The sequence below is a fragment of the Streptomyces meridianus genome, assembly GCF_023703325.1.
Classification (GTDB): Bacteria; Actinomycetota; Actinomycetes; order Streptomycetales; family Streptomycetaceae; genus Streptomyces; species Streptomyces meridianus.
In genome coordinates this window covers 95366-113792 of sequence record NZ_JAMQGM010000015.1, presented here as the reverse complement: position 1 = coordinate 113792, position 18427 = coordinate 95366, and the positions used below count along the sequence as shown (strand labels likewise).

Sequence of the window (18427 nt, the reverse complement as noted above, 5' to 3'; positions counted from 1 at the left end):
GCCGCCCTCTGCGCCGCCGGCCTCGCCGCGGCCGTGGCCGTCTCGCTCGGCCTGCCCGGTGACCTGGTGGCCTTCGCGGTGCTCCCCGTCGGCGCGGCCGTCGCGATGACCGCCACCCGTCTGCGCGGGACCGCGGCGGCGCTCCCTCTCGAGTGCACGGGGTACGCCGTCACTGCGGCAGCCGTCGCCACGGCCACGGGCGATGCCTCCGTGCTCGCGACCGCGCTGAGCACGGCCGGGGTGATCGCGGCGGGCACCGCACTGCGTCCCGACCGCCGCCGGGGTGCGGGCATCGCCACGACGGCCCTGTTCGTCTCGGCGGCCTGGGTCAGGCTCGCCGCCTCGGGCGTAGAGGCCCCGGAGGCCTACACGCTCCCGGTCACCCTTCCCGCGCTGGTCGTCGGTTTCCGGCAACGACGTGACCCCGGGGTCTCGTCGTGGAAGGCCTACGGGCCGGGGCTGGCGGCAACGCTGGTGCCCAGTCTGATCGCCGCCTGGGCGGACCCCGACTGGGTACGGCCGCTGGTTCTCGGACCGACCGCGCTGGCCGTCACGCTGGCGGGCGCCCGGTGGCGGCTGCAGGCGCCGCTGCTGCTGGGCGGAGCCGTCGTCGCTCTGGTGGCGGTGCACGAGTTGGCCCCGTACATCGTCCAGGTGGTGGACGGTCTGCCGCGCTGGCTGCCGCCGGCCCTGGCCGGGGCCCTGCTGCTCGCCCTGGGCACCACCTACGAGCAGCGGCTGCGGGACGCCCGCCGGATCCGCGAGGCACTGGGCAGACTGCGCTGACGCCTGTTGCGGCCCCCGGGCCGCAACAGGCCCCTGGGCACGCGGAAGGGCCCGGAAGCCGTCGGCTTCCGGGCCCTTTCCCGGTGGGCGATACTGGGTTCGAACCAGTGACCTCTTCGGTGTGAACGAAGCGCTCTCCCGCTGAGCTAATCGCCCGGGCGCAGGGCAAACATTACCCCATGTCAGGGCCTGCCCCGGACCAGTGCGCCGGTCAGCCGACCTGCCACGGCATGCGGATCCCGAAGTTGGACACCCACAACCCGACGCCGGCCGCGATCACCAGCAGCCCGATCGTCAGCATGGCCGTGTTGCGGCGCCGCACCTTCGGATCCATGGCCCGGTGCGCGGCCTCGGTGACCTTGCGCTTGGTCCACCGAAGAATCAGTTGGGCCCAGATGAATTCGGTCGCCCAGACCGCCATGCCACCGAAGATCACCAGCCATCCCGGGCCGGGGAGCGGCAGCAGCACGATTCCGGCTCCGACGATGGCGAGGCCCACCGCGAAGACGCCCACCTGCCAGCTCAGGTGCAGTGGCCGTGATGCCTTGACGAACCGCGGCGCACGGGACCCCAGGGGCCGGGGGGGCCGGTCGGCGGCCTCGTCGTGAGAGCTGTCCGGGACGTCCCGGCCATGCCGGTCCGGTGCCACGCCGGCGCCCGTTCCACCGGCACCCCTGCACCGTTCGTCACGCTCCGCATCCATGCCATCCAAACTACCCGACGCGTCCGTTTCCGGAACGATCGTGGAGGCGATCACCTGCTCCCCCATCAGAGGTACCTGAAGGCCCACAAAACGCTCAGAGGGGTTTACAACGGCACCGTAGGTGGCATGTCGATTTCGCCGACGTGCGAATCCCCGAGCGCACACTGAGCGAAAGGCCATGGCGCTTATGAACACCACGGTCAGCTGTGAGCTGCACCTGCGCCTCATTGTGTCGAGTGAATCCTCCCTGCCCGTTCCGGCGGGCCTGCGGTATGACACGGCCGATCCCTATGCCGTGCACGCCACCTTCCACACCGGAGCGGAAGAGACCGTCGAGTGGGTGTTCGCCCGCGATCTGCTCGCCGAGGGCCTGCACCGGCCCACCGGCACCGGTGACGTCCGCGTGTGGCCGTCGCGCAGCCACGGCCAGGGCGTCGTCTGCATCGCGTTGAGCTCGCCGGAAGGCGAAGCCCTTCTCGAGGCTCCCGCCCGGGCCCTGGAGTCGTTCCTCAAGCGGACCGATGCCGCGGTGCCCCCGGGCACCGAGCATCGCCATTTCGACCTCGACACGGAGCTGTCCCACATCCTGGCCGAGAGCTGAATCCGGCCGCCGACAGGAGAACGACTCCGACACAATCCGCTCGCTTCCGCAGCCGTCCGACTCGGGGAGACGGCACGGAGAACACAACCGCATACGGCACACATGGGCGCCCTCCGCCGCAGACCCACCGCGACGGGGGCGCCGATGCGTTCCCGAGCCGCTACAGTCGGCCGTCACCGACCGAACGAGCCGTCCGACCCCCTCGGCCAGGGAGCGAACCGTGCTGATCAACCACGACACCCGGTGCGCCCTCGACTGCGTCGTCGACCTGGTCAACACCACGGCCGAGGGCGATGAGCCGGACACCCTGACGGGCATCGGCGATCTCGATGACTTCGTGCGGCGCAACGCCGTCAGCGACGTCGGAACGCTGCGGCCCGAGGACCTGCACGCCGTGCGCCGCGTACGCGGCCGGTTCGCGGAGGTCTTCGCGGCGACGGACACCACCCGGGCCGCGGAGGTGGTGAACGCCCTCGTGGCAGCGGCCGGCACCACGCCGCGCCTCACCGACCACGACGGCTACGACTGGCACGTGCACTACTTCGCACCGGGCGCCTCCGTCGCCGATCACCTGGCGGCCGACGGCGGGATGGCCCTCGCCTTCCTCATCGTTGCAGGCGAGCAGGGACGGCTGAGGCGCTGCGAGGCACCGGACTGCCGCCGGGCCTTCGTGGACCTGTCGCGGAACCGCTCCCGGCGCTACTGCGACAGTCGCACCTGCGGGAACCGGCTGCACGTGGCCGCCTACCGTGCGCGCCGGCGCGAGTCCGCCGGCTGAACGCTCAGCCTGCGTACAGGTCGTGGACGGCCGCCAGCAGCAGAAGAAGGCCGATGAACCCGAGGAAGAGCATCAGCGGGGGCTGGGACAGGGCGAAGAGGCAGCCGCGCGGATCGTCCGGGCCGCTCCGGCCGGGCGGGTCCGGGCCGCTCCGGTCCTCCTCGGCGGCCAGCAGTGCACCACCGCGGTGCGGGTCCGGCGGGAGGGGCACCGGAGGCGATGCCGGTCCCGGTTCGGCGATGTGCTCGTTCATCTCGGGCGATGATGACGCAGCACGGTCCACCGCCGGGGCCAACACGCCCAGTCGCCGGCTCATCACCGAAGAGCACCAGAACTTTCCGGCGCCCGTTGCTCCGTCGGGGTCACGACCCCGCCCCCGGGACTCCCCCTCCGGACGCACCCCGGTCGCCGGGCGTGCCCCGGCGCGGGCTCCCGGTGCGGCTGGAGCCGTGGGAGGCCAGGCTGGAAGACTGTGACCATGACCGATACTCCTTCCGCCCGCCCCGGCCCCCTCGTCCTGGACTTCTGGTGCGAGCTGCAGTGCCCCGACTGCCGTGCCGCGCTGGCCGACGTCCGGGCTCTGCGCGAGCGCTACGGCGGCACACTGGACATCCGGTTGCGCCACTTCCCGCTGGAGAAGCACAAGTACGCCTATGCAGCGGCGCAGGCGGCCGAGGAGGCCGCTGCTCAGGGCCGGGGCACGGAGTTCGCCGAGGCGGTCCTCGGACGCACCGAGGAGTTCTCCCGGCGCGGCGAGCAGCTGCTGACCGAAGTGGCGGGCGAGCTGGGCCTGGACACCGAGGAGGTGGACACCGCGCTGATCGACGGCCGGCACATGCTGGTCGTCGACGCGGACCAGGCAGAGGGCAAGGCGATCGGCGTGACGGGGACTCCGGCCTACGTGATCGACGGTGTGCGGCTGGACGGCGGCCGGAGCCAGGAGGGTCTGCGCGGGCGGATCGAGGAGATCGCCGACCGGCTGCTGGCCGGCCGGGACTGACCACCGCGCCGGATCGGGCGGTCCGGCGTCAGACCAGCGTCTTGACGATGTTGATCCGGCTGGTCTCGTAGCCGAGCGAGCGGTAGAGGCCGAGCGCCGGGGCGTTGTCGGCGAAGACGTGCAGGCCCGTGCGTTGCGCGCCGGCCTCGGTGCTCTCACGCTCGCCGACCAGCATCAACGACCGTCCATGGCCCCGGCCCCGGTGCTCCGGTGCCACGTCGACGCCGAAGGTGTAGGTGCCGGCGCCGTCCGGCAACTCCCGGCCGACAGCGAGCCAGAGCGCGCCGACCGCGACACCCCGGTGGAGCAGCACACGCAGGACGGCGCCCGGGGTGCGCAACCCGTCCGGGAGCAGCCTGGCGTGATCCGCCTCGGCCTTGGCCCGGGCCTCGTCGGCGGGCAGACCGCGGTCGAGCCAGCTCCGGGCGTACTCCTGCCTGGCCTTCTCCTCCCAGACCCGGTACTCCGCTTCCTCCATGGGCCGGCTCGCGGTCCCGTCCGGCAGCTCCGGCCCCGGGCCGCCGAGGCGCTTGGTCATGTTGCGGCTGCGTTCGGCGTAGCCGAGGGATCCGGCGAGGCGCAGGGCGGCCGTCGCGTCCGCCGGAAGTGTGGCCTCGATCCGGTGGCACCCCCAGCTCCGCAGCACCTCCTCGGCGGTCAGCACCGCCACGGCTCCGCGGCCACGACGGCGGTCGCCCTCGTCGACCCGCAGATCGTGGATGCGGCCGACGGAGGGACCCCAGCGCCGGTCGGTGCCGATGTGGACGGAGCCCACCGGGCGGCTGTTGACGCACACCCGGAAGTCCCGGGAACGCTGCCCGCCGGGGCCGCTGCGTTCCGGGCCCGTGGGTCGCAGTGTGGTGGTCACCGTCGTGTTCTACCGGCTGCCGCCCGCCCCGTCAGCCGGTTCCGCGACAATCTCCGCTCAGGCGGGGTCGTTGTCGGCCGCCGCGCGCTCGTCGAAGACACGCATGGCCTTGGCGGTCACGGGGCCGGGGGCGTCCGCGAGTTCGCGGCCGTCCACCCGGTGCACGGCCTGGACGTCGCGGAGGGAGGAGGTCAGGAAGATCTCCTCCGCGCGTTCGAGGACGTCCGGGGTGAGTTCGGTCTCGCGGGCGCCGGTCCAGCGGATGACGAGGTCGCGGGTGATGCCGGCGAGGCAACCGGAGGCCAGCGGCGGGGTGTGGATCTCACCGCCCAGGACGACGAAGACGTTGGAGCCGGTGCCCTCGCACAGCTGCCCCGCCGTGTTGGCGAGCAGCGCTTCGGACGCCCCGCTCTCGTGGGCCCGGGCGAGCGCCACCACGTTCTCGGCGTAGGACGTCGTCTTCAGGCCGGTGAGAGCGCCGCGTTCGTTGCGCGTCCAGGGCACGGTGACGACTGCCGTCGAGTCCGGTCGGCGAGTGGTCGCACCGACCGCGACGACGAGCGTCGGCCCGGCCGTGCCCCGGTCGGATCCGAGCGGGGACAGGCCGCCGGTGTAGGTGATGCGCAGCCGGCCGAGTTCGACGGGTTCCGCCTCCAGTACGGCCTCGCAGGCCCGGCGGACCTCGTCCCGGTCGGGCTCGGGCAGGCCCAGGCCGCGGGCCGAGCGGGCCAGCCGCTCGAGGTGGCGGGCCATCGCGAACGCGCCGCCGCGGGTGGCCTTGAGGGTTTCGAACACGCCGTCGCCCACGGTCAGGCCGTGGTCGAGCACCGAGACCCGCGCGTCGTCGACGTCGCGCAGTCCACCGTCGAGCCAGATCTTCACCGGACCGTCCCTTCGCTCTCCTGGTACGCCCCCGACGCTACATCGAGCAGCCGGGCCGCCTTCAGTTCGGTCTCCGCCCATTCGCGCTCCGGGTCCGATCCCCAGGTGATCCCTGCGCCGGTGCCGAACCGCAGCAGCGGGCGACCGGGGGTGGCCCTGTCGATCCAGAACGTCCGGATTCCCACTGCCAGTTCGGCGGTTACGCGATCGGCGTCGACCCAGCCGACCGCTCCGCAGTACGGGCCGCGGGGTGCGGTCTCCAGACTGCGGATGATGCGCAGCGCGCTGGACTTGGGCGCGCCGGTGACCGAACCCGGCGGGAACGTGGCGGCCAGCAGTTCGGCCCAGCCCATGTCCGGGGCGAGTCTGCCGCGGACCGTGGAGACCAGGTGCACCAGGCCTGGGTGGGGCTCCACCGTGCACAGGGCCGGGACGCCGACCGAACCGGCGGCGCAGACCCGTCCCAGGTCGTTGCGCACCAGGTCGACGATCATGACGTTCTCGGCGTGGTCCTTCTCCAGGAGGCCGTCCGCCGTCCGGGCCGTGCCCTTGATCGGCCCGGACTCCACCATGTCGCCGGCGCGACGCAGGAAGAGCTCGGGGGAGGCGGTGGCCACCTCGACCCCGTGGCCGGGCAGCCGGACCGTCCCCGCGTAGGGAGCGGGGTTGCCGCGGGCCAGCACCGCGGTCAGGGCGTCGATGTCACACGCGTCGGGGTCGGGCAGCGGCGCGGACAGCACCCGGCAGAGGTTGGCCTGGTACACGTCGCCGGCCGCGATGTGCTCCCGTATCCGGCGCACACCGGCGACGTACGCGTCGTGGCCGAGCGAGGACGTCCAGTCGCCGGGTACCGGCCCGCGCCACGCGCCGGGGGCCTGCGCCGACGCCGCGGAGGCGTCGTCGGTGCGCACATCGGCGAAGCGGGCGCAGACCAGCCGGCCTTCGAAGTCGGCCACCACGGCCCAGAAACCGTGGGATTCCAGGGCTCCGGGGTCGTGCGTGACGTCACGGAGTCCGGTGGCGACGAGGCGGCCGAAGCGGGCCATGGCGGGAAGATCGTGCACGCCAGCGAGTCTATGGCGCGCTGCGCGCCGGGGTTCCCGCCGCAGACGGGCGGGCATCGGACGGACCCACGGTGCAGGAGAGGGCAGCACGCTGGGCAAACGGAATTTGAGCTGGCCCGGGAATCCGCTAGAGTTCAACACGTCGCCGGGACGCGGAAGCGCTCCGGTGGCAAGGAGCACCTCCGGGAGCCTGCCCCGGGGAGCACCTGCGGACGTGGCTCAGTTGGTAGAGCATCACCTTGCCAAGGTGAGGGTCGCGAGTTCGAATCTCGTCGTCCGCTCGATGGGGGTTCTCGGATCCCCGCGTTGGTGGAGTGGCCGAGAGGCGAGGCAACGGCCTGCAAAGCCGTCTACACGGGTTCAAATCCCGTCTCCACCTCGGACGATTAGCTCAGCGGGAGAGCGCTTCCCTGACACGGAAGAGGTCACTGGTTCAATCCCAGTATCGTCCACTGGTCCGTAAGGACCTCCCCGCCGCCGTCTTCCGGGACGGCTGCGTCCCCGCGCGATTAGCTCAGCGGGAGAGCGCTTCCCTGACACGGAAGAGGTCACTGGTTCAATCCCAGTATCGCGCACCGGAGCCCGATGGTTCCCACCCGAGGACGATTAGCTCAGCGGGAGAGCGCTTCCCTGACACGGAAGAGGTCACTGGTTCAATCCCAGTATCGTCCACACGGACAACGGCCGGTGGCCGGAGCGTGACGCTCCGGCCACCGGCCGTTTCGATGTCCGCACTCAGGAGGAGAAAAGCATCCGGCCGAAGCTGCGGTGTCCGTGGTGACCGTGATGGCCGTGGTGGCCCCAGGCGGGAGCGGCCTGCGGCGGGTATGCCTGCGGTGGGGCAGGAGCGACCGGCGGCGCCTGCTGGCTCCACTGCGACTCGAGGCGGGTCAGCGACTCGAGCTCCCCGTAGTCGAGGAAGATCCCACGACAGCCGCTGCACTGCTCGATCTGGACCCCGTTGCGGTTGTAGGTGTGCATCGGCGCACGGCACTTGGGACACTGCATGGTCGGTTCCATCTCCTCGACAGTCATCGGGTTCCGCCGGGAAATCCTGCCCGGCGGCGCTGAGTTCACACTACGGCGCACGGTGCGCCGGTTCGGGTGGAAGGTTCACATCTGCGCTCATGCGTGAGCAGGCTTCGATCAGGGCCTGCTCCGCGTCGTCCGGTTCGCGGGCCTCGGCCGCGGCCTTGGCCAGGGCGACGGCTGCGGACTGCACGGTCAGCGCCCGAGCGGGAACGTCCAACTGCGGCCAGGGATCGCCCTCCGCGGCCACTGCCCGTCCGCCCGCTGCCCGGTAGGCACCGAGGAACCGGGCCCACACGTGGGGGTCCAGCAGGCCGGTCGCGAACCAGGCCGCGGGTCTGGCCAGGTCCCACGCAGGATCGCCGGCGCCGAGGTCGTCCACGTCGATGAGCAGCCAGGGCCCCCCGGGAGCCGGGTGCCTGACGAGCTGTCCGAGATGCATGTCCCCGTGGCAGACCGCGTCCCGGCAGCGCGGCGGGGCCTCGTCGCGGGCCCAGTGGGGCAGCCCGGACCAGGCGCGTTCCACGGCGCTCCGGGCGGACGGGCGTACTCCCGGAGCCGCTCGCATCCGGTCGACGGCCCGGGCCGCCTTGTGCGGGCCACGCATGGGCGGCAGGGGGAACGGCAGCTTGCCGGGGCGCACCGCGTGCAACCGTGCGAGGAGCCGGGCCGTCGCTTCCCAGGGAGCAGCATCGGGGTCGTCCGGCGAGACCGGCTCGCCCCGGGGCCACAGGCTCACCGGCCGTCCGGTGAGCGGGACGCGGGAACCGGCGGGGGCGCGCGGCGGGGCGTCCAGCGGCGCCAGCAGAATGCCGGCGAAGAGCGGATGCGCGGCCGCTCGTAGGCGGGTGTCCAGGGCGTACGGATCCGAGGCGGCCTCGTGCGCCTTGGCCACCCTGTCCCCGAGCCCGACCACCGTGCCGTCGGGCCGGTCGGCCAGAACGACGGGAGTGCCGGGCGCAGCACTGGAACGGGTCGGTCCTGACCCGGGCAAGTGCTCGAGAAGTACGGCCAGTTCCCCGGCGATCGAGGTCATGTCCCCCCTTGGACGTCGGGCTTCCGGCTTCCGGCTTCCGGCTTCCGGCTTCCGGCTTCCGGCTTCCGGCTTCCGGCTTCCGGCTTCCGGCTTCCGGCTTCCGGCTTCCGGCCGGGAATCGTACGACGCCGCCTCCCGTTCGGGACGGTCGGCCGGGCTGCCCGACGGCCCGGACGCCTCCCCAGGCATCCGGGCCGTCGGGCCGTCCGTGTGCACCCCGTCCCCGAGGGGTGGCCTTCCCGGGCCGCTCTCCCGGCACTCGGACGCCGCTCAACGCCCCAGCAGTACGGCTACGGACGACGCCTGGACCACCACGGCATCCCAGCCGCCGAAGCCCACTGCGAGCAGGACCGCCAAGGGCACCACCATCACCGCCGCGAGTACGGGGTGGCGTCTGCCGGACCTGCCGGTTCCCAACAGGGCGAGCAGTCTGAGTCCGTGCGACCGGACGGCACCTGCCCTCGCCGTGTCGGTCATGGCGCCTGCTCCCGTCGCGCGACGGCGGGGCACCGCACACGGGCCCCCGCCCCTGTTCACCGTCACAGAACACCCTAGGAGCGCCGGAGCTCCGTGACGTCATGCCGGCGTACCGAAGCGAGGGCATCCCGTAGGAGGAGGGCGGTGCCCGGGTGTACTCCCCGGGGTGGAGCTCAGACCGGCTTCACTCCGGGCTCTCCCCGAGGGGCCCGTCGGCTCCCCCGGTCTCCGGCACCGGCTGTTCGACCAGCGCCAGGACCCGGTTCGCCATGAACCGCGCGGTGCGGACCACGGCCCCGTTTCTGGTGACTTCGCTCACTTCCACCACTCCCCTGCGCACCGCGGTCTCGACCCGGCGCCCGGCCCGGCCCGCCACCACCTCGTACGTACGCGTGCTGTCCCCCGCGTCGACGACTATCTCCACCCGGTCACCCTTCACGGCGTCAATCCCCCTTCTAAGACGCAACCTTGAGGTTCCGAACTGCCGTCGCGAACGGCCGCCCGCAGGCTGTCCGCCGCCACTTCCTTCAGGATCCCACCCGGCACTGACAATCGGTGGGCGACGGTTGCGCGGCCTCTGAGCACAACGGGCCGTCAATCCGTAAGCTGTCCACGTCAGATGGAGAGGGCAGCCACGGGCTTTCCCACCGCAGGCAGAGGACGGACATGGCGATGATGCGGCTCCGGCGCGAGGACCCGCGAGTCGTCGGGTCGTTCCGGCTCCACCGCCGGCTCGGCGCCGGCGGGATGGGCGTGGTGTACCTCGGCTCGGACCGGCGCGGCCAGCGCGTCGCGCTGAAGGTGATCCGGCCCGACCTCGCCGAGGACCAGGAATTCCGCTCGCGTTTCGCGCGCGAAGTGTCGGCAGCCCGGCGCATCCGCGGCGGATGCACGGCCCGACTGGTCGCCGCCGACCTCGACGCCGACCGGCCCTGGTTCGCCACGCAGTACGTGCCGGGCCCGTCGCTGCACGACAAGGTCGGCGAGGAGGGACTGCTCTCCGCCGCGCGGACCGCGTCGATCGGGGCAGCGCTCGCCGAGGGACTGGTGGCGGTTCACGAGGCAGGAGTGGTGCACCGCGACCTCAAACCGTCGAACATCCTGCTCTCGCCCAAGGGGCCGCGCATCATCGACTTCGGCATCGCCTGGTCCACCGGCGCGAGCACACTCACCCACGTCGGCACCGCTGTCGGCTCGCCCGGCTTCCTGGCACCGGAGCAGGTGCGCGGCGCGGCCGTGACGCCGGCCACCGACGTCTTCGCGCTGGGCGCCACCCTCGCCTACTGCTGCACCGCGGACTCCCCGTTCGGACAGGGCAGTTCCGAGGTCATGCTCTATCGCGTCGTGCACGAGGAGCCGCAGCTCGACGGTGTGCCGGACGCTCTCGCACCCCTCATCCGGGCGTGCCTGGCCAAGGACCCCGAGGACCGGCCCAGCACCCTCCAGTTGGCGATGCGGCTGAAGGAGATCGCGGTCCGGGAGGCGCACGGCATGCCGGTCGACACCCGGGGCACGGCGCTTGCCCGGGCCGCCGGGCCCGAGGCCGGGCACCACGGCGCCGAGCGACCCGGCCGCCCCGCCGAGACGTACGCCCGGCGGCACACCGAACGCCCGCCCGCCCGCGCGCCACAGGCCCGGCGGAACTCGGCATCCGGCGTCCGGTCGGGTGCGCGCGGCGGGGCTCGTCCCGTTGCCCAGCGCTCCCCGGCACGCACCGATGCCCCGCCCGGCCGCCCGCCGCACCGTCCCACCACGACGGGACGCCGGCCCGGGCCCAACCGACGTCTGCTGCGGCAGCGGATCATCGTCTTCTTCACGGTGACGTTGCTGGTCGCCCTCGGCATCGCCGCCGCGCAGGGCTGCCAGGGACCGGCCGAGGGCGCCGGCCCCGGACAGAACCACCGGGGCTACTCGGTCTCGTGGGGATCTCCCCGCTGAGCCACTCCTCGTGCGTGCCGGGCCCGCCGGCGCCGGGCCGTGGAAGCTCCGCCGATCACGGCATGTCTGCGGTCGGCCAGGGACTGCTGAGGGCCGGATGCCGGTGCTTTCGTGATCGGCCCGACCTCCTGGGGAAGGCATTGCCATCGGCAGGAGGCCGGGCAGCGGAGGCGCGGAGAGCTCCTTGTGTACGTCCTGGCCGTCCGGTGTTGCACGTGCGGCCCCGCCACCCCGGGGTCCTGAACGGATCCGTGTGCCCGGTCGCCGCCGTGCTCGTCCTCGCCGCGCTGACGTCGTCGTCACCGTTCCCACCGCCCTGCGGACCGTCGCCACTCACTGACCTGGCCTTGTAGCGCGACTGAGGAACGGCGCCCGGGCCGGTCCGTGGATCACCGGAGGGCCGGCGTCAGGAGGACCGGGGCCGGGTGGCGTAGAAGGCGACGGCCGAGGCGGCCGCCACATTGAGGGAGTCGACGCCGGCTTCCATCGGGATCCGGACGTGCTCGTCGGCCGCGGCGAGGGTTGCGGGGGCGAGCCCGGCGCCCTCCGTGCCGAAGACCAGCGCGAGTTTCCCCTCGTTCCGCGCGGCAAGTTCGTCGAGTGTGATCGCCCGGTCGCTCAGGCAGAGTGCGGCAACGGTGAATCCCTCGGAACGCAGGCCAGCGACGTCCGTCGGCCAGGACTCCAGACGCGTCCAGGGCACCTGGAGGACAGCCCCCATCGAGACCTTCACGGACCTGCGGTAGAGAGGGTCTGCGCAGCGGGGGGTGAGGAGCACCGCGTCGACGCCGAGGGCTGCGGCGTTCCTGAACGCAGCCCCGATGTTGGCGTGATCGACGATGTCCTCGAACACAGCGACGCGCCGGACCGTGCGTTCCTGTGGTCGGCCCGAAGGCGCGGTCACGGCGATGCCGACGGGTTCCTTCTCCGGCTCCGCCGGCTCCACCCTCCGTGCGGTCAGGAGTTGCGCGGCCGCGGCCAACGGCTTGCGCTGCATCGAGGCGAGTGCGCCTCGGTGGACGTGATAGCCGGTCACCTGCTCGGCGAGCGCCGGATCCACCAGGTAGACGGGGGCGTCGGCCGCCTCGGTCACGTCCCCCATCACGCCGGCCCACTTGGCCGACAGCAGCATCGACCGCATCGCGTAGCCGGCCTGCAGGGCGCGGCGGATGACCTTCTCGCCCTCGGCGATGAACAACCCTTCGGCGGGTTCCCGCCGGCGGCGCAGCCCGACGTCCGTCAGTCCGGTGTAGTCGTGCAGCCGGGGGTCGGCCGGATCGTCGAGGGTGATGAGTTCGGCCACAGTGTGAGACTGCCTGTCCTGATGGTCTGCGCGCTTGTCGGGGCTTGCCTTCGCGACCCCGCGACCAGCACTCTAGCGGTGGTGTCCCGGGCTGCGGCGAGGAGCGGCGGGACTCAGGGCCGGGAGCACAGTCCGCCGAGGGCGGTCCGCACGACCGCGTCGGCGTACTCGGGGGTGAGGGGCCCGCTGCGCAGCAGCCACCGGTCCCGGACCGGACCCCACAGCATCTCCACGGCCAGGTCCAGGTCGAGCTCATCGGGCAGTTGGCCGGCCCGTTGGGCGCTGCGCAGCCGCTCCCGCTTGAGCTCCTTCATCGGCCCGTCCAGCCGCTCGGTGTAGGCGGCCGCGAGGGCGGGATCGTGGAGGAGTTCGGTGGTGAGCGCGCGCATCGGCTCGTCGTAGCGCGGATCGGTGAGTTCGGCGACGGTGGCGCGCATGACGGTCCTGAGGTCGGTTTCGAGGTCACCGGTGTCGGGCAGGGCGGCGCTCCCGTCGTCCCGGCCCTCGGCCAGCATGAGGAAGGCGTCGAAGAGGACCGCTCCCTTGGACGGCCACCAGCGGTAGATCGTCTGCTTGCCGACGCCGGCCCGGGCGGCGATGCCCTCGATGCTCAGCCTGGCGTATCCCACCTCGCCGACGAGCTCGAACGCCGCCGTGAGAATGGCCCGCCGGGACGTCTCGCTGCGGCGCGTGGGATTGGGGGACTTCCCGCTCTGCGTGGTCATGGCCTGAACCTACCACCAGCGAGACGAGTCGAATCGTCTCGATAATGGGCGGGCAAGGTGCATCTGTGTGCACATCTGCGGACTTCGGCCGGAGCCCGGCCCGGGGTCACCCGTTGCGGGCCCCCGCAGCGACGACATCTCCGATCACGACTACCGCCGGCGGACGCACGCCCTCGGCCTCGACCGTCGCCGCGACGGTCGCGAGCGTCGCGTCGACCCGGCGTTCGGCAGCTGTCGTGCCCTCCTGTACGACGGCCACCGGGGTGTCCGGGGAGCGGCCGTGACGGGTCAGCACGTCGGCGATCGCACCGATCCGCTCCACCGCCATGAGCAGCACCAGCGTGCCGCGCAGCCGGGCCAGGGCCTCCCAGTCGACGAGCGAGCGCGGGTCCCCCGGGGCGAGATGCCCGCTGACCACGGTGAACTCGTGGGCGACCCCGCGGTGGGTGACAGGGATCCCGGCCGCCCCGGGCACGCTGATCGAACTCGAGATGCCGGGGACGACCGTGCACGGGATGCCGGCCTCGGCGAGAGCGTCGGCTTCCTCCAGCCCGCGGCCGAACACGAACGGGTCGCCGCCCTTGAGCCGCACAACCGCCTTGCCCGCCTTCGCGTGCTCGATCAGCGCCGCATTGATGGCCTCCTGGGCCATGTAGCGGCCGTACGGGATCTTCGCAGCATCGATCACCTCGACGTGCGGCGGGAGTTCGTCGAGCAGGTCACGCGGGCCGAGGCGGTCGGCGATGACCACGTCCGCCTCGGCGAGCAGGCGCCGCCCTCGCACGGTGATCAGGTCGGGGTCGCCGGGCCCGCCGCCGACCAGGGCGACTCCGGCCGTCCGGGTCCGGTGGCGCGGCGCGGCGAGGGAGCCGTCCCGCAGGCCCTCCACGATCGCGTCCCGGATGCCGGCCGAGCGGCGCGGGTCCCGTCCGGTCAGGACGGCGACCGTGACGCCCTCGCTGCGGCCGGTCGCCGGGGTCCAGGCGGTGGCGGCCTCGGCGTCGTCGCTGCGCACGCACCAGACCCGGCTCGCCTCGGCCTCCCTCGATGCCGCGGTGTTCGCGACGGGGTCGCTCGTGGCGATCAGGGCGTACCAGGCGTCGGCGAGGTCACCCGGCCGGTAGCTGCGGCGCTCCCAGCGCAGTTCACCGGCCTCGGCCATCGCTTCGACGGATGGCGTGGCCTCCGGGGCGACCAGCCGGATGTCCGCGCCGGCAGCCACCAGCGCGGGCAGCCGGCGTTGCGCGACCTGACCTGCTCCCAGAACCACCACGCGTCGCCCCGCGAGGCGCAGGCCGACGGGGTAGGCGGGATGGGCGGCTTCCGTCCGGTGAGCGGCGGGCTCGGTCATCTGCGTGCGGCTCCTCGCGGGGAAGGGTGGCCAGGGTGCGGTGCCTGCCGCTACGGCGATGGAGCGGAGGGGAACGCGGCGCTGTGGGAGGCGCTGCGTGCGGAACAGCCTACGTGGCGGCACCCGGCCTGCGCCGTCCCGCGGATCACCGGCGGGAGTCCCGCCGCGCACGGCCGGGAAGGCCGGGACCGGAGACCGCGTCCCGGTGGCCGCCGCAGCGAGGCGCCGGCCACCGGGCCTGGGGTCTCAGTTCTTCTCGGTGACGCCGGCCGCGTCGAAAGTGGCGACCTCGTGCATCGCGCGGGCGGCGCTCTGCACGATCGGCAGTGCCAGCAGGGCACCAGTGCCCTCGCCGAGGCGGAGGTCCAGGTCGATCAGCGGACGCAGGCCGAGTTTCGTCAGAGCCGCGACGTGGCCGGGCTCGGCGCTGCGGTGACCGGCGATGCAGGCGGCCAGCGCCTCCGGGGCGATGGCGCGCGCGATCAGGGCCGCGGCTCCTGCGCTGACCCCGTCCAGGATCACCGGCGTGCGCATGGACGCGCCGCCGAGCAGGAGCCCGACGAGGGCCGCGTGCTCCAGACCGCCCACCGCGGCGAGCACGCCGATCGGGTCCGCCGGGTCGGGCTGGTGGAGTTCCAGCGCCTTGCGGACGATGTCCACCTTGCGGGCGTGCATCTCGTCGTTGATTCCGGTGCCCCGTCCGGTGACCTCGGCGGGGTCCATGCCGGTGTACACGGAGATCAGGGCCGCCGAGACGGTGGTGTTCGCGATGCCCATCTCACCGGTGACGAGGGCCTTGTTGCCGGCGGCCACCAGGTCGCGGGCGGTCTCGATGCCCACCTCGACCGCGCGCATCACGTCCTCGCGCGAAAGCGCCGGGCCCTCGGTGAAGTCGTCGCTGCCGGGGCGCACCTTGCGCGGCAACAGACCCGCCCTGCCCGGCAGTTCGACGGCGACACCGACGTCCACCACGCACACCTCGGCGCCCACCTGCGAGGCGAAGGCGTTGCACACCGCGCCCCCGTCCAGGAAGTTGGCCACCATCTGCGCGGTGACCTCCTGGGGCCACGGGGTCACGCCCTGCGCGTGGACGCCGTGGTCACCGGCGAACACCGCCACCGCGGCGGGTTCGGGGACGGGCGGCGGGCACTTGCGGGACAGGCCGCACAGCTGCGCCGAGATGATCTCCAGCATGCCGAGCGCACCGGCCGGCTTCGTCATCCGCTTCTGGCGTTCCCATGCCTCCCCGAGCGCCTTCGCGTCCAACGGCCGGATGCCCTGGAGGGTTTCGGCGAGCAGGTCGTGGGGATCCTCGCCGGGCAATGCGCGGCGGCCGTACGTCTCCTCGTGCACGACCCAGGACAGCGGGCGGCGCTTGGACCAGCCGCTCTGCATCAACTCGGGCTCGTCCGGGAACTCGTCGACGTAACCGACGCACAGGTACGCGACCACCTCCAGGTGTTCGGGCAGGCCGAGTTCGCGGACCATCTCGCGCTCGTCGAAGAAGCTGACCCAGCCGACGCCGAGGCCCTCGGCGCGGGCCGCGAGCCACAGGTTCTCGACGGCGAGCGCTGAGGAGTACGGCGCCATCTGCGGCTGGGTGTGGCGGCCGAGGGTGTGCCGGCCCCCGCGCGTGGGATCGGCGGTGACCACGATGTTCACCGGGGTGTCGAGGATCGCCTCGACCTTCAGCGCCTTGAACTGCTTCGCCCGGCCCTTCGGAAGGGACTTGGCATAGGCCTCCCGCTGCCGGGCGGCCAGCTCATGCATGGCGCGGCGGGTCTCGGCGGACCGGATCACGACGAAGTCCCACGGCTGGGAGTGCCCGACACTGGGTGCGGTGTGGGCTGCTTCGAGGACCCGCAGCAGGACGTCGTGCGGAACGGGGTCGGGGCGGAACCCGTTGCGGATGTCGCGCCGTTCCCGGATCACGCGCATGACGGCCTCGCGTTCGGCGTCGCCGTAGCCGAGGGCGCGGGGCCTCTCCTGCCCGTCGGGGCCGGGCTCGGCCGGGCCGGTGACCTCGAGGGGGTCGGCGTCCTCCGCCACCCCGTCGGCTGCGGTCGGGCGCTCGGGGTCGCCGTCCTCGGTCGCGTCGGCCTCGAGCGCCGGCCCTGCCTCGGCTGCGTCCTCGGCTGCGTCCTCGGTCTCCGGCTGCTCGGACTCCGCTTCCGGCGCGGACCCGGGCTCGGGCTCGGCAGCCGAGCCGGCTTCCGCGTCGGCTGCGGCTTCGGGCTCCGCCTCGGCCTGAGTCTCGGCCGCCTGCTGATCCTCTGCGTCCGCCTCGAGTTCCGGCTGGGTTTCGGGCTCGTCCGCTTCGGCCTCGGGCCCCGGCTGGGCCTCGGCCGCACCCGCCTCGGTTTCCGCTCGGGCGGTGACCGCGGGTTGTTCGCCGGGGATCTGCTCCTCGGTCGCCGAGGTCTCGAACTGCCCGGGCGTTTCCACGGTGACCTCGTCCGCGGCCGGTTCGGCCGGCCCCGCGACGGCATCGACCGCTTCCGGCTCGGTCGCGACGGACGCCGGTTCGGGGGTGGTTCCGGCCTCCGGCTCCGCCTCGGCGACGGGCTGCGGCGCTGCCTCCGGCGCAGGCTCGGCGACCGGCTCCTGGGCCGCCGGCCCGGGCTCGGGCTCGGCCCGGAGCGTCGCGGCTTCCGCCTCGTTGGCGTGGCCCGGCAGGCCGTCGTGCTGCTCCGTGGCGAGGGCGGCATCCGCCGGCTCACCGTCCGGGTCTCCGTCGGGAGCCGGCTCCTCGCTCACGAACTCCGCGGAGGCCTGCTGATCGACGGACCCGACCGGCGACACGGCCGGATCGTCGGCGAGGGGCTGCTGCGACTGTTCGGGGACGGATCCGGCATCGGCCTCCCCGACGGGAGCCGGCTCCTCGGCGAGCGCCGACTGCTCGGCAGACAGCACGTGCTCGTCCGCAGGACCGGCTGCGGGGGCTTCCGGCAACGGCCGGCCGTCCTGTTCGGGCCCCCAGGCGGCCGGCGCCTCGGCGGCCGCGCCGGGCTGCGCACCGGCGAACTCCGCGGCCTCGGACGGGTAGTGGTACCCGGACGGCTGTGCCTGCTGCACGTCGAGGTATTCCGGGCCCAGGGTCGGGGGCCCGGCATGGCGCACCGGCGGAGGCGTCGGGTGCGCCGGTCCGCGGTCCGAGAGCGAACGGACCACGCCCCCGGTCGACTCCGGCACCGGCGGGCCGAGATGCAGGGGACGCCGGGCGGGCGGAACCTGAGCGACCGGCTGCACGGGCGGGGCGGGCTGCTCGGCGGCAACCGCCTGTTCCGGCCTGACGGGCTGTTCGGCAACGCGTGGCCCCTCCGCCGGCGACGGCTGCTCGGCCAGGTAGGACTGCTCCGCCGCGGCCGGTTCGGCGAACGCACCGTCGCCGCCCTGGACGGCCGCGCCGGGCACCGCTTCCTGCGGGTAGCCGGACGCCTGCAGATACGCGGCATCGTGCGCGTAGGCGACGTCGTGGGACAGGTAGAGCGACTCCTGCGGATGGACGGCATCCTGGGGATACGCCGGGGGCATCGGGTAGCCCAGCTGCTGGTCGCTCCAGGCCCCCTGGGCGCCCGGCATCAGCAGCTGGTCCTCCTCGTTCGGGACGACGGCGCCGTGGTCGTGGAACGCATAGCCGGGCTGCTCGGCGCCGACGGGACCGGAAGCAACCGGGTGACCCGGCCCCTCCTGCTGCCCGCCTGCGTTCTCCGGCAGTCCCTCGCCCGGGACCTGGCCGGTGTCGGTCATGCGTACCCCTCGCCCATCGGTAGTGCTCCTTCCCGCCGTTCGTCCGACGTGCCCGGCCACGGACGCGGCGACCGTCCCACAGGGAGAACGAGTGTCTGCGCCGCACGGCACGTCGGGCCTCCACCACATCGCACAG

At 73.1% G+C, this 18427-nt stretch carries 18 protein-coding genes and 6 tRNA genes; 10 read left to right on the top strand and 14 right to left on the bottom strand.

All coding sequences use genetic code 11. The features are described 5' to 3' along the window. On the top strand, positions 1–786 hold a 786-nt coding region (locus M1E25_RS07105), incomplete at its 5' end, for an SCO7613 C-terminal domain-containing membrane protein (protein ID WP_372500535.1). An 84-nt stretch (positions 787–870) separates the two neighbouring features. On the opposite strand, the gene M1E25_RS07100 is transcribed toward M1E25_RS07105, so the two are convergent. Together M1E25_RS07100 and M1E25_RS07095 are read right to left on the bottom strand one after the other, a co-directional pair. Next, positions 871–942 (bottom strand) — tRNA-Val (locus tag M1E25_RS07100). Positions 943–997: 55 nt separating this feature from the next. Then, positions 998–1489, bottom strand: coding sequence for a TIGR02611 family protein (locus M1E25_RS07095; RefSeq protein ID WP_285830472.1), 492 nt, complete (start codon positions 1487–1489; stop codon positions 998–1000). A gap of 187 nt (positions 1490–1676) precedes the next feature. Between M1E25_RS07095 and M1E25_RS07090 the strand changes: the two genes are divergently transcribed. Together M1E25_RS07090 and M1E25_RS07085 are read left to right on the top strand one after the other, a co-directional pair. Beyond that, positions 1677–2090 carry an SsgA family sporulation/cell division regulator gene (locus M1E25_RS07090; protein WP_190129223.1) on the top strand — a complete coding sequence of 138 codons (414 nt, stop codon included), beginning with the start codon at positions 1677–1679 and terminating at the stop codon, positions 2088–2090. A 220-nt stretch (positions 2091–2310) separates the two neighbouring features. After that, on the top strand, positions 2311–2868 hold the full coding sequence (locus M1E25_RS07085; protein WP_251411357.1) for a CGNR zinc finger domain-containing protein: 558 nt from the start codon (positions 2311–2313) through the stop codon (positions 2866–2868). Between the two features lie 4 nt (positions 2869–2872). Here M1E25_RS07085 and M1E25_RS07080 read toward each other — a convergent pair whose 3' ends face one another. Then, positions 2873–3121 (bottom strand): hypothetical protein, encoded by a 249-nt coding sequence (locus M1E25_RS07080; RefSeq protein ID WP_251411354.1) that lies wholly within the window; start codon positions 3119–3121, stop codon positions 2873–2875. Positions 3122–3346: 225 nt separating this feature from the next. Here M1E25_RS07080 and M1E25_RS07075 point away from each other — a divergent pair, with 225 nt between their 5' ends. Then, positions 3347–3868, top strand: coding sequence for a DsbA family protein (locus M1E25_RS07075; RefSeq protein WP_251411351.1), 522 nt, complete (start codon positions 3347–3349; stop codon positions 3866–3868). 28 nt (positions 3869–3896) lie between these two features. On the opposite strand, the gene M1E25_RS07070 is transcribed toward M1E25_RS07075, so the two are convergent. From M1E25_RS07070 to M1E25_RS07060, 3 genes are read right to left on the bottom strand one after another with little or no spacing between them, the layout of a single operon-like run. Then, the gene (locus tag M1E25_RS07070) at positions 3897–4736 is read right to left on the bottom strand and encodes a GNAT family N-acetyltransferase (RefSeq protein ID WP_251411348.1); all 840 of its coding nucleotides are present in this window, start codon (positions 4734–4736) and stop codon (positions 3897–3899) included. 57 nt (positions 4737–4793) lie between these two features. Continuing rightward, on the bottom strand, positions 4794–5618 hold the full coding sequence (locus M1E25_RS07065; protein WP_251411346.1) for an aminotransferase class IV: 825 nt from the start codon (positions 5616–5618) through the stop codon (positions 4794–4796). Continuing rightward, positions 5615–6664 carry a chorismate-binding protein gene (locus M1E25_RS07060; protein WP_285830491.1) on the bottom strand — a complete coding sequence of 350 codons (1050 nt, stop codon included), beginning with the start codon at positions 6662–6664 and terminating at the stop codon, positions 5615–5617. Before M1E25_RS07060 ends, M1E25_RS07065 begins: the two co-directional genes overlap by 4 nt. A gap of 226 nt (positions 6665–6890) precedes the next feature. On the opposite strand from M1E25_RS07060, the gene M1E25_RS07055 reads away from it, so the two are divergent. The 5 genes from M1E25_RS07055 (at position 6891) to M1E25_RS07035 (ending at position 7354) form a co-directional block, all read left to right on the top strand. Then, positions 6891–6963, top strand: a tRNA-Gly gene (locus M1E25_RS07055). A gap of 27 nt (positions 6964–6990) precedes the next feature. Beyond that, positions 6991–7061: transfer RNA gene (locus M1E25_RS07050), tRNA-Cys, on the top strand. Between the two features lies 1 nt (position 7062). Then, a tRNA-Val gene (locus M1E25_RS07045) sits at positions 7063–7134 on the top strand. A 51-nt stretch (positions 7135–7185) separates the two neighbouring features. Continuing rightward, positions 7186–7257, top strand: a tRNA-Val gene (locus M1E25_RS07040). Between the two features lie 25 nt (positions 7258–7282). Beyond that, a tRNA-Val gene (locus M1E25_RS07035) sits at positions 7283–7354 on the top strand. Between the two features lie 63 nt (positions 7355–7417). Here M1E25_RS07035 and M1E25_RS07030 read toward each other — a convergent pair. From M1E25_RS07030 to M1E25_RS07015, 4 genes are all read right to left on the bottom strand, one after another. Beyond that, the gene (locus M1E25_RS07030; protein ID WP_251411389.1) at positions 7418–7690 is read right to left on the bottom strand and encodes a TFIIB-type zinc ribbon-containing protein; all 273 of its coding nucleotides are present in this window, start codon (positions 7688–7690) and stop codon (positions 7418–7420) included. A gap of 70 nt (positions 7691–7760) precedes the next feature. Then, positions 7761–8747 carry a phosphotransferase enzyme family protein gene (locus M1E25_RS07025; protein WP_251411340.1) on the bottom strand — a complete coding sequence of 329 codons (987 nt, stop codon included), beginning with the start codon at positions 8745–8747 and terminating at the stop codon, positions 7761–7763. 270 nt (positions 8748–9017) lie between these two features. Then, positions 9018–9224, bottom strand: coding sequence for a hypothetical protein (locus tag M1E25_RS07020; RefSeq protein WP_251411337.1), 207 nt, complete (start codon positions 9222–9224; stop codon positions 9018–9020). 184 nt (positions 9225–9408) lie between these two features. Continuing rightward, on the bottom strand, positions 9409–9663 hold the full coding sequence (locus tag M1E25_RS07015) for a DUF8836 family protein (RefSeq protein ID WP_251411335.1): 255 nt from the start codon (positions 9661–9663) through the stop codon (positions 9409–9411). A 227-nt stretch (positions 9664–9890) separates the two neighbouring features. Between M1E25_RS07015 and M1E25_RS07010 the strand changes: the two genes are divergently transcribed. Next, positions 9891–11162 (top strand): serine/threonine-protein kinase, encoded by a 1272-nt coding sequence (locus tag M1E25_RS07010; protein ID WP_251411332.1) that lies wholly within the window; start codon positions 9891–9893, stop codon positions 11160–11162. A gap of 406 nt (positions 11163–11568) precedes the next feature. On the opposite strand, the gene M1E25_RS07005 is transcribed toward M1E25_RS07010, so the two are convergent. The 4 genes from M1E25_RS07005 to cobT all read right to left on the bottom strand — a co-directional run bounded on the left by M1E25_RS07005 (position 11569) and on the right by cobT (position 18291). Further along, positions 11569–12465 carry a TrmH family RNA methyltransferase gene (locus M1E25_RS07005; RefSeq protein WP_251411330.1) on the bottom strand — a complete coding sequence of 299 codons (897 nt, stop codon included), beginning with the start codon at positions 12463–12465 and terminating at the stop codon, positions 11569–11571. Positions 12466–12578: 113 nt separating this feature from the next. Next, positions 12579–13190 carry a TetR/AcrR family transcriptional regulator gene (locus M1E25_RS07000; protein ID WP_251411327.1) on the bottom strand — a complete coding sequence of 204 codons (612 nt, stop codon included), beginning with the start codon at positions 13188–13190 and terminating at the stop codon, positions 12579–12581. A 106-nt stretch (positions 13191–13296) separates the two neighbouring features. Further along, the gene (cobA, locus tag M1E25_RS06995) at positions 13297–14541 is read right to left on the bottom strand and encodes a uroporphyrinogen-III C-methyltransferase (protein ID WP_251411324.1); all 1245 of its coding nucleotides are present in this window, start codon (positions 14539–14541) and stop codon (positions 13297–13299) included. A 246-nt stretch (positions 14542–14787) separates the two neighbouring features. After that, positions 14788–18291, bottom strand: a complete 3504-nt coding sequence (gene cobT, locus M1E25_RS06990; protein ID WP_251411321.1) for a nicotinate-nucleotide--dimethylbenzimidazole phosphoribosyltransferase — start codon at positions 18289–18291, stop codon at positions 14788–14790. Between the last annotated feature and the right edge of the window lie 136 nt (positions 18292–18427).

What these genes read in the sequence shown, in the direction of transcription:
- M1E25_RS07095 (WP_285830472.1), bottom strand. Translation starts at nt 1,489, where the DNA reads ATGGATGCGGAGCGTGACGAACGGTGCAGGGGTGCCGGTGGAACGGGC.
- M1E25_RS07090 (WP_190129223.1), top strand. Translation starts at nt 1,677, where the DNA reads ATGAACACCACGGTCAGCTGTGAGCTGCACCTGCGCCTCATTGTGTCG.
- M1E25_RS07080 (WP_251411354.1), bottom strand. Translation starts at nt 3,121, where the DNA reads ATGAACGAGCACATCGCCGAACCGGGACCGGCATCGCCTCCGGTGCCC.
- M1E25_RS07075 (WP_251411351.1), top strand. Translation starts at nt 3,347, where the DNA reads ATGACCGATACTCCTTCCGCCCGCCCCGGCCCCCTCGTCCTGGACTTC.
- M1E25_RS07060 (WP_285830491.1), bottom strand. Translation starts at nt 6,664, where the DNA reads ATGGCCCGCTTCGGCCGCCTCGTCGCCACCGGACTCCGTGACGTCACG.
- M1E25_RS07030 (WP_251411389.1), bottom strand. Translation starts at nt 7,690, where the DNA reads ATGCAGTGTCCCAAGTGCCGTGCGCCGATGCACACCTACAACCGCAAC.
- M1E25_RS07025 (WP_251411340.1), bottom strand. Translation starts at nt 8,747, where the DNA reads ATGACCTCGATCGCCGGGGAACTGGCCGTACTTCTCGAGCACTTGCCC.
- M1E25_RS07020 (WP_251411337.1), bottom strand. Translation starts at nt 9,224, where the DNA reads ATGACCGACACGGCGAGGGCAGGTGCCGTCCGGTCGCACGGACTCAGA.
- M1E25_RS07010 (WP_251411332.1), top strand. Translation starts at nt 9,891, where the DNA reads ATGGCGATGATGCGGCTCCGGCGCGAGGACCCGCGAGTCGTCGGGTCG.
- M1E25_RS07000 (WP_251411327.1), bottom strand. Translation starts at nt 13,190, where the DNA reads ATGACCACGCAGAGCGGGAAGTCCCCCAATCCCACGCGCCGCAGCGAG.
- cobA (WP_251411324.1), bottom strand. Translation starts at nt 14,541, where the DNA reads ATGACCGAGCCCGCCGCTCACCGGACGGAAGCCGCCCATCCCGCCTAC.
- cobT (WP_251411321.1), bottom strand. Translation starts at nt 18,291, where the DNA reads ATGACCGACACCGGCCAGGTCCCGGGCGAGGGACTGCCGGAGAACGCA.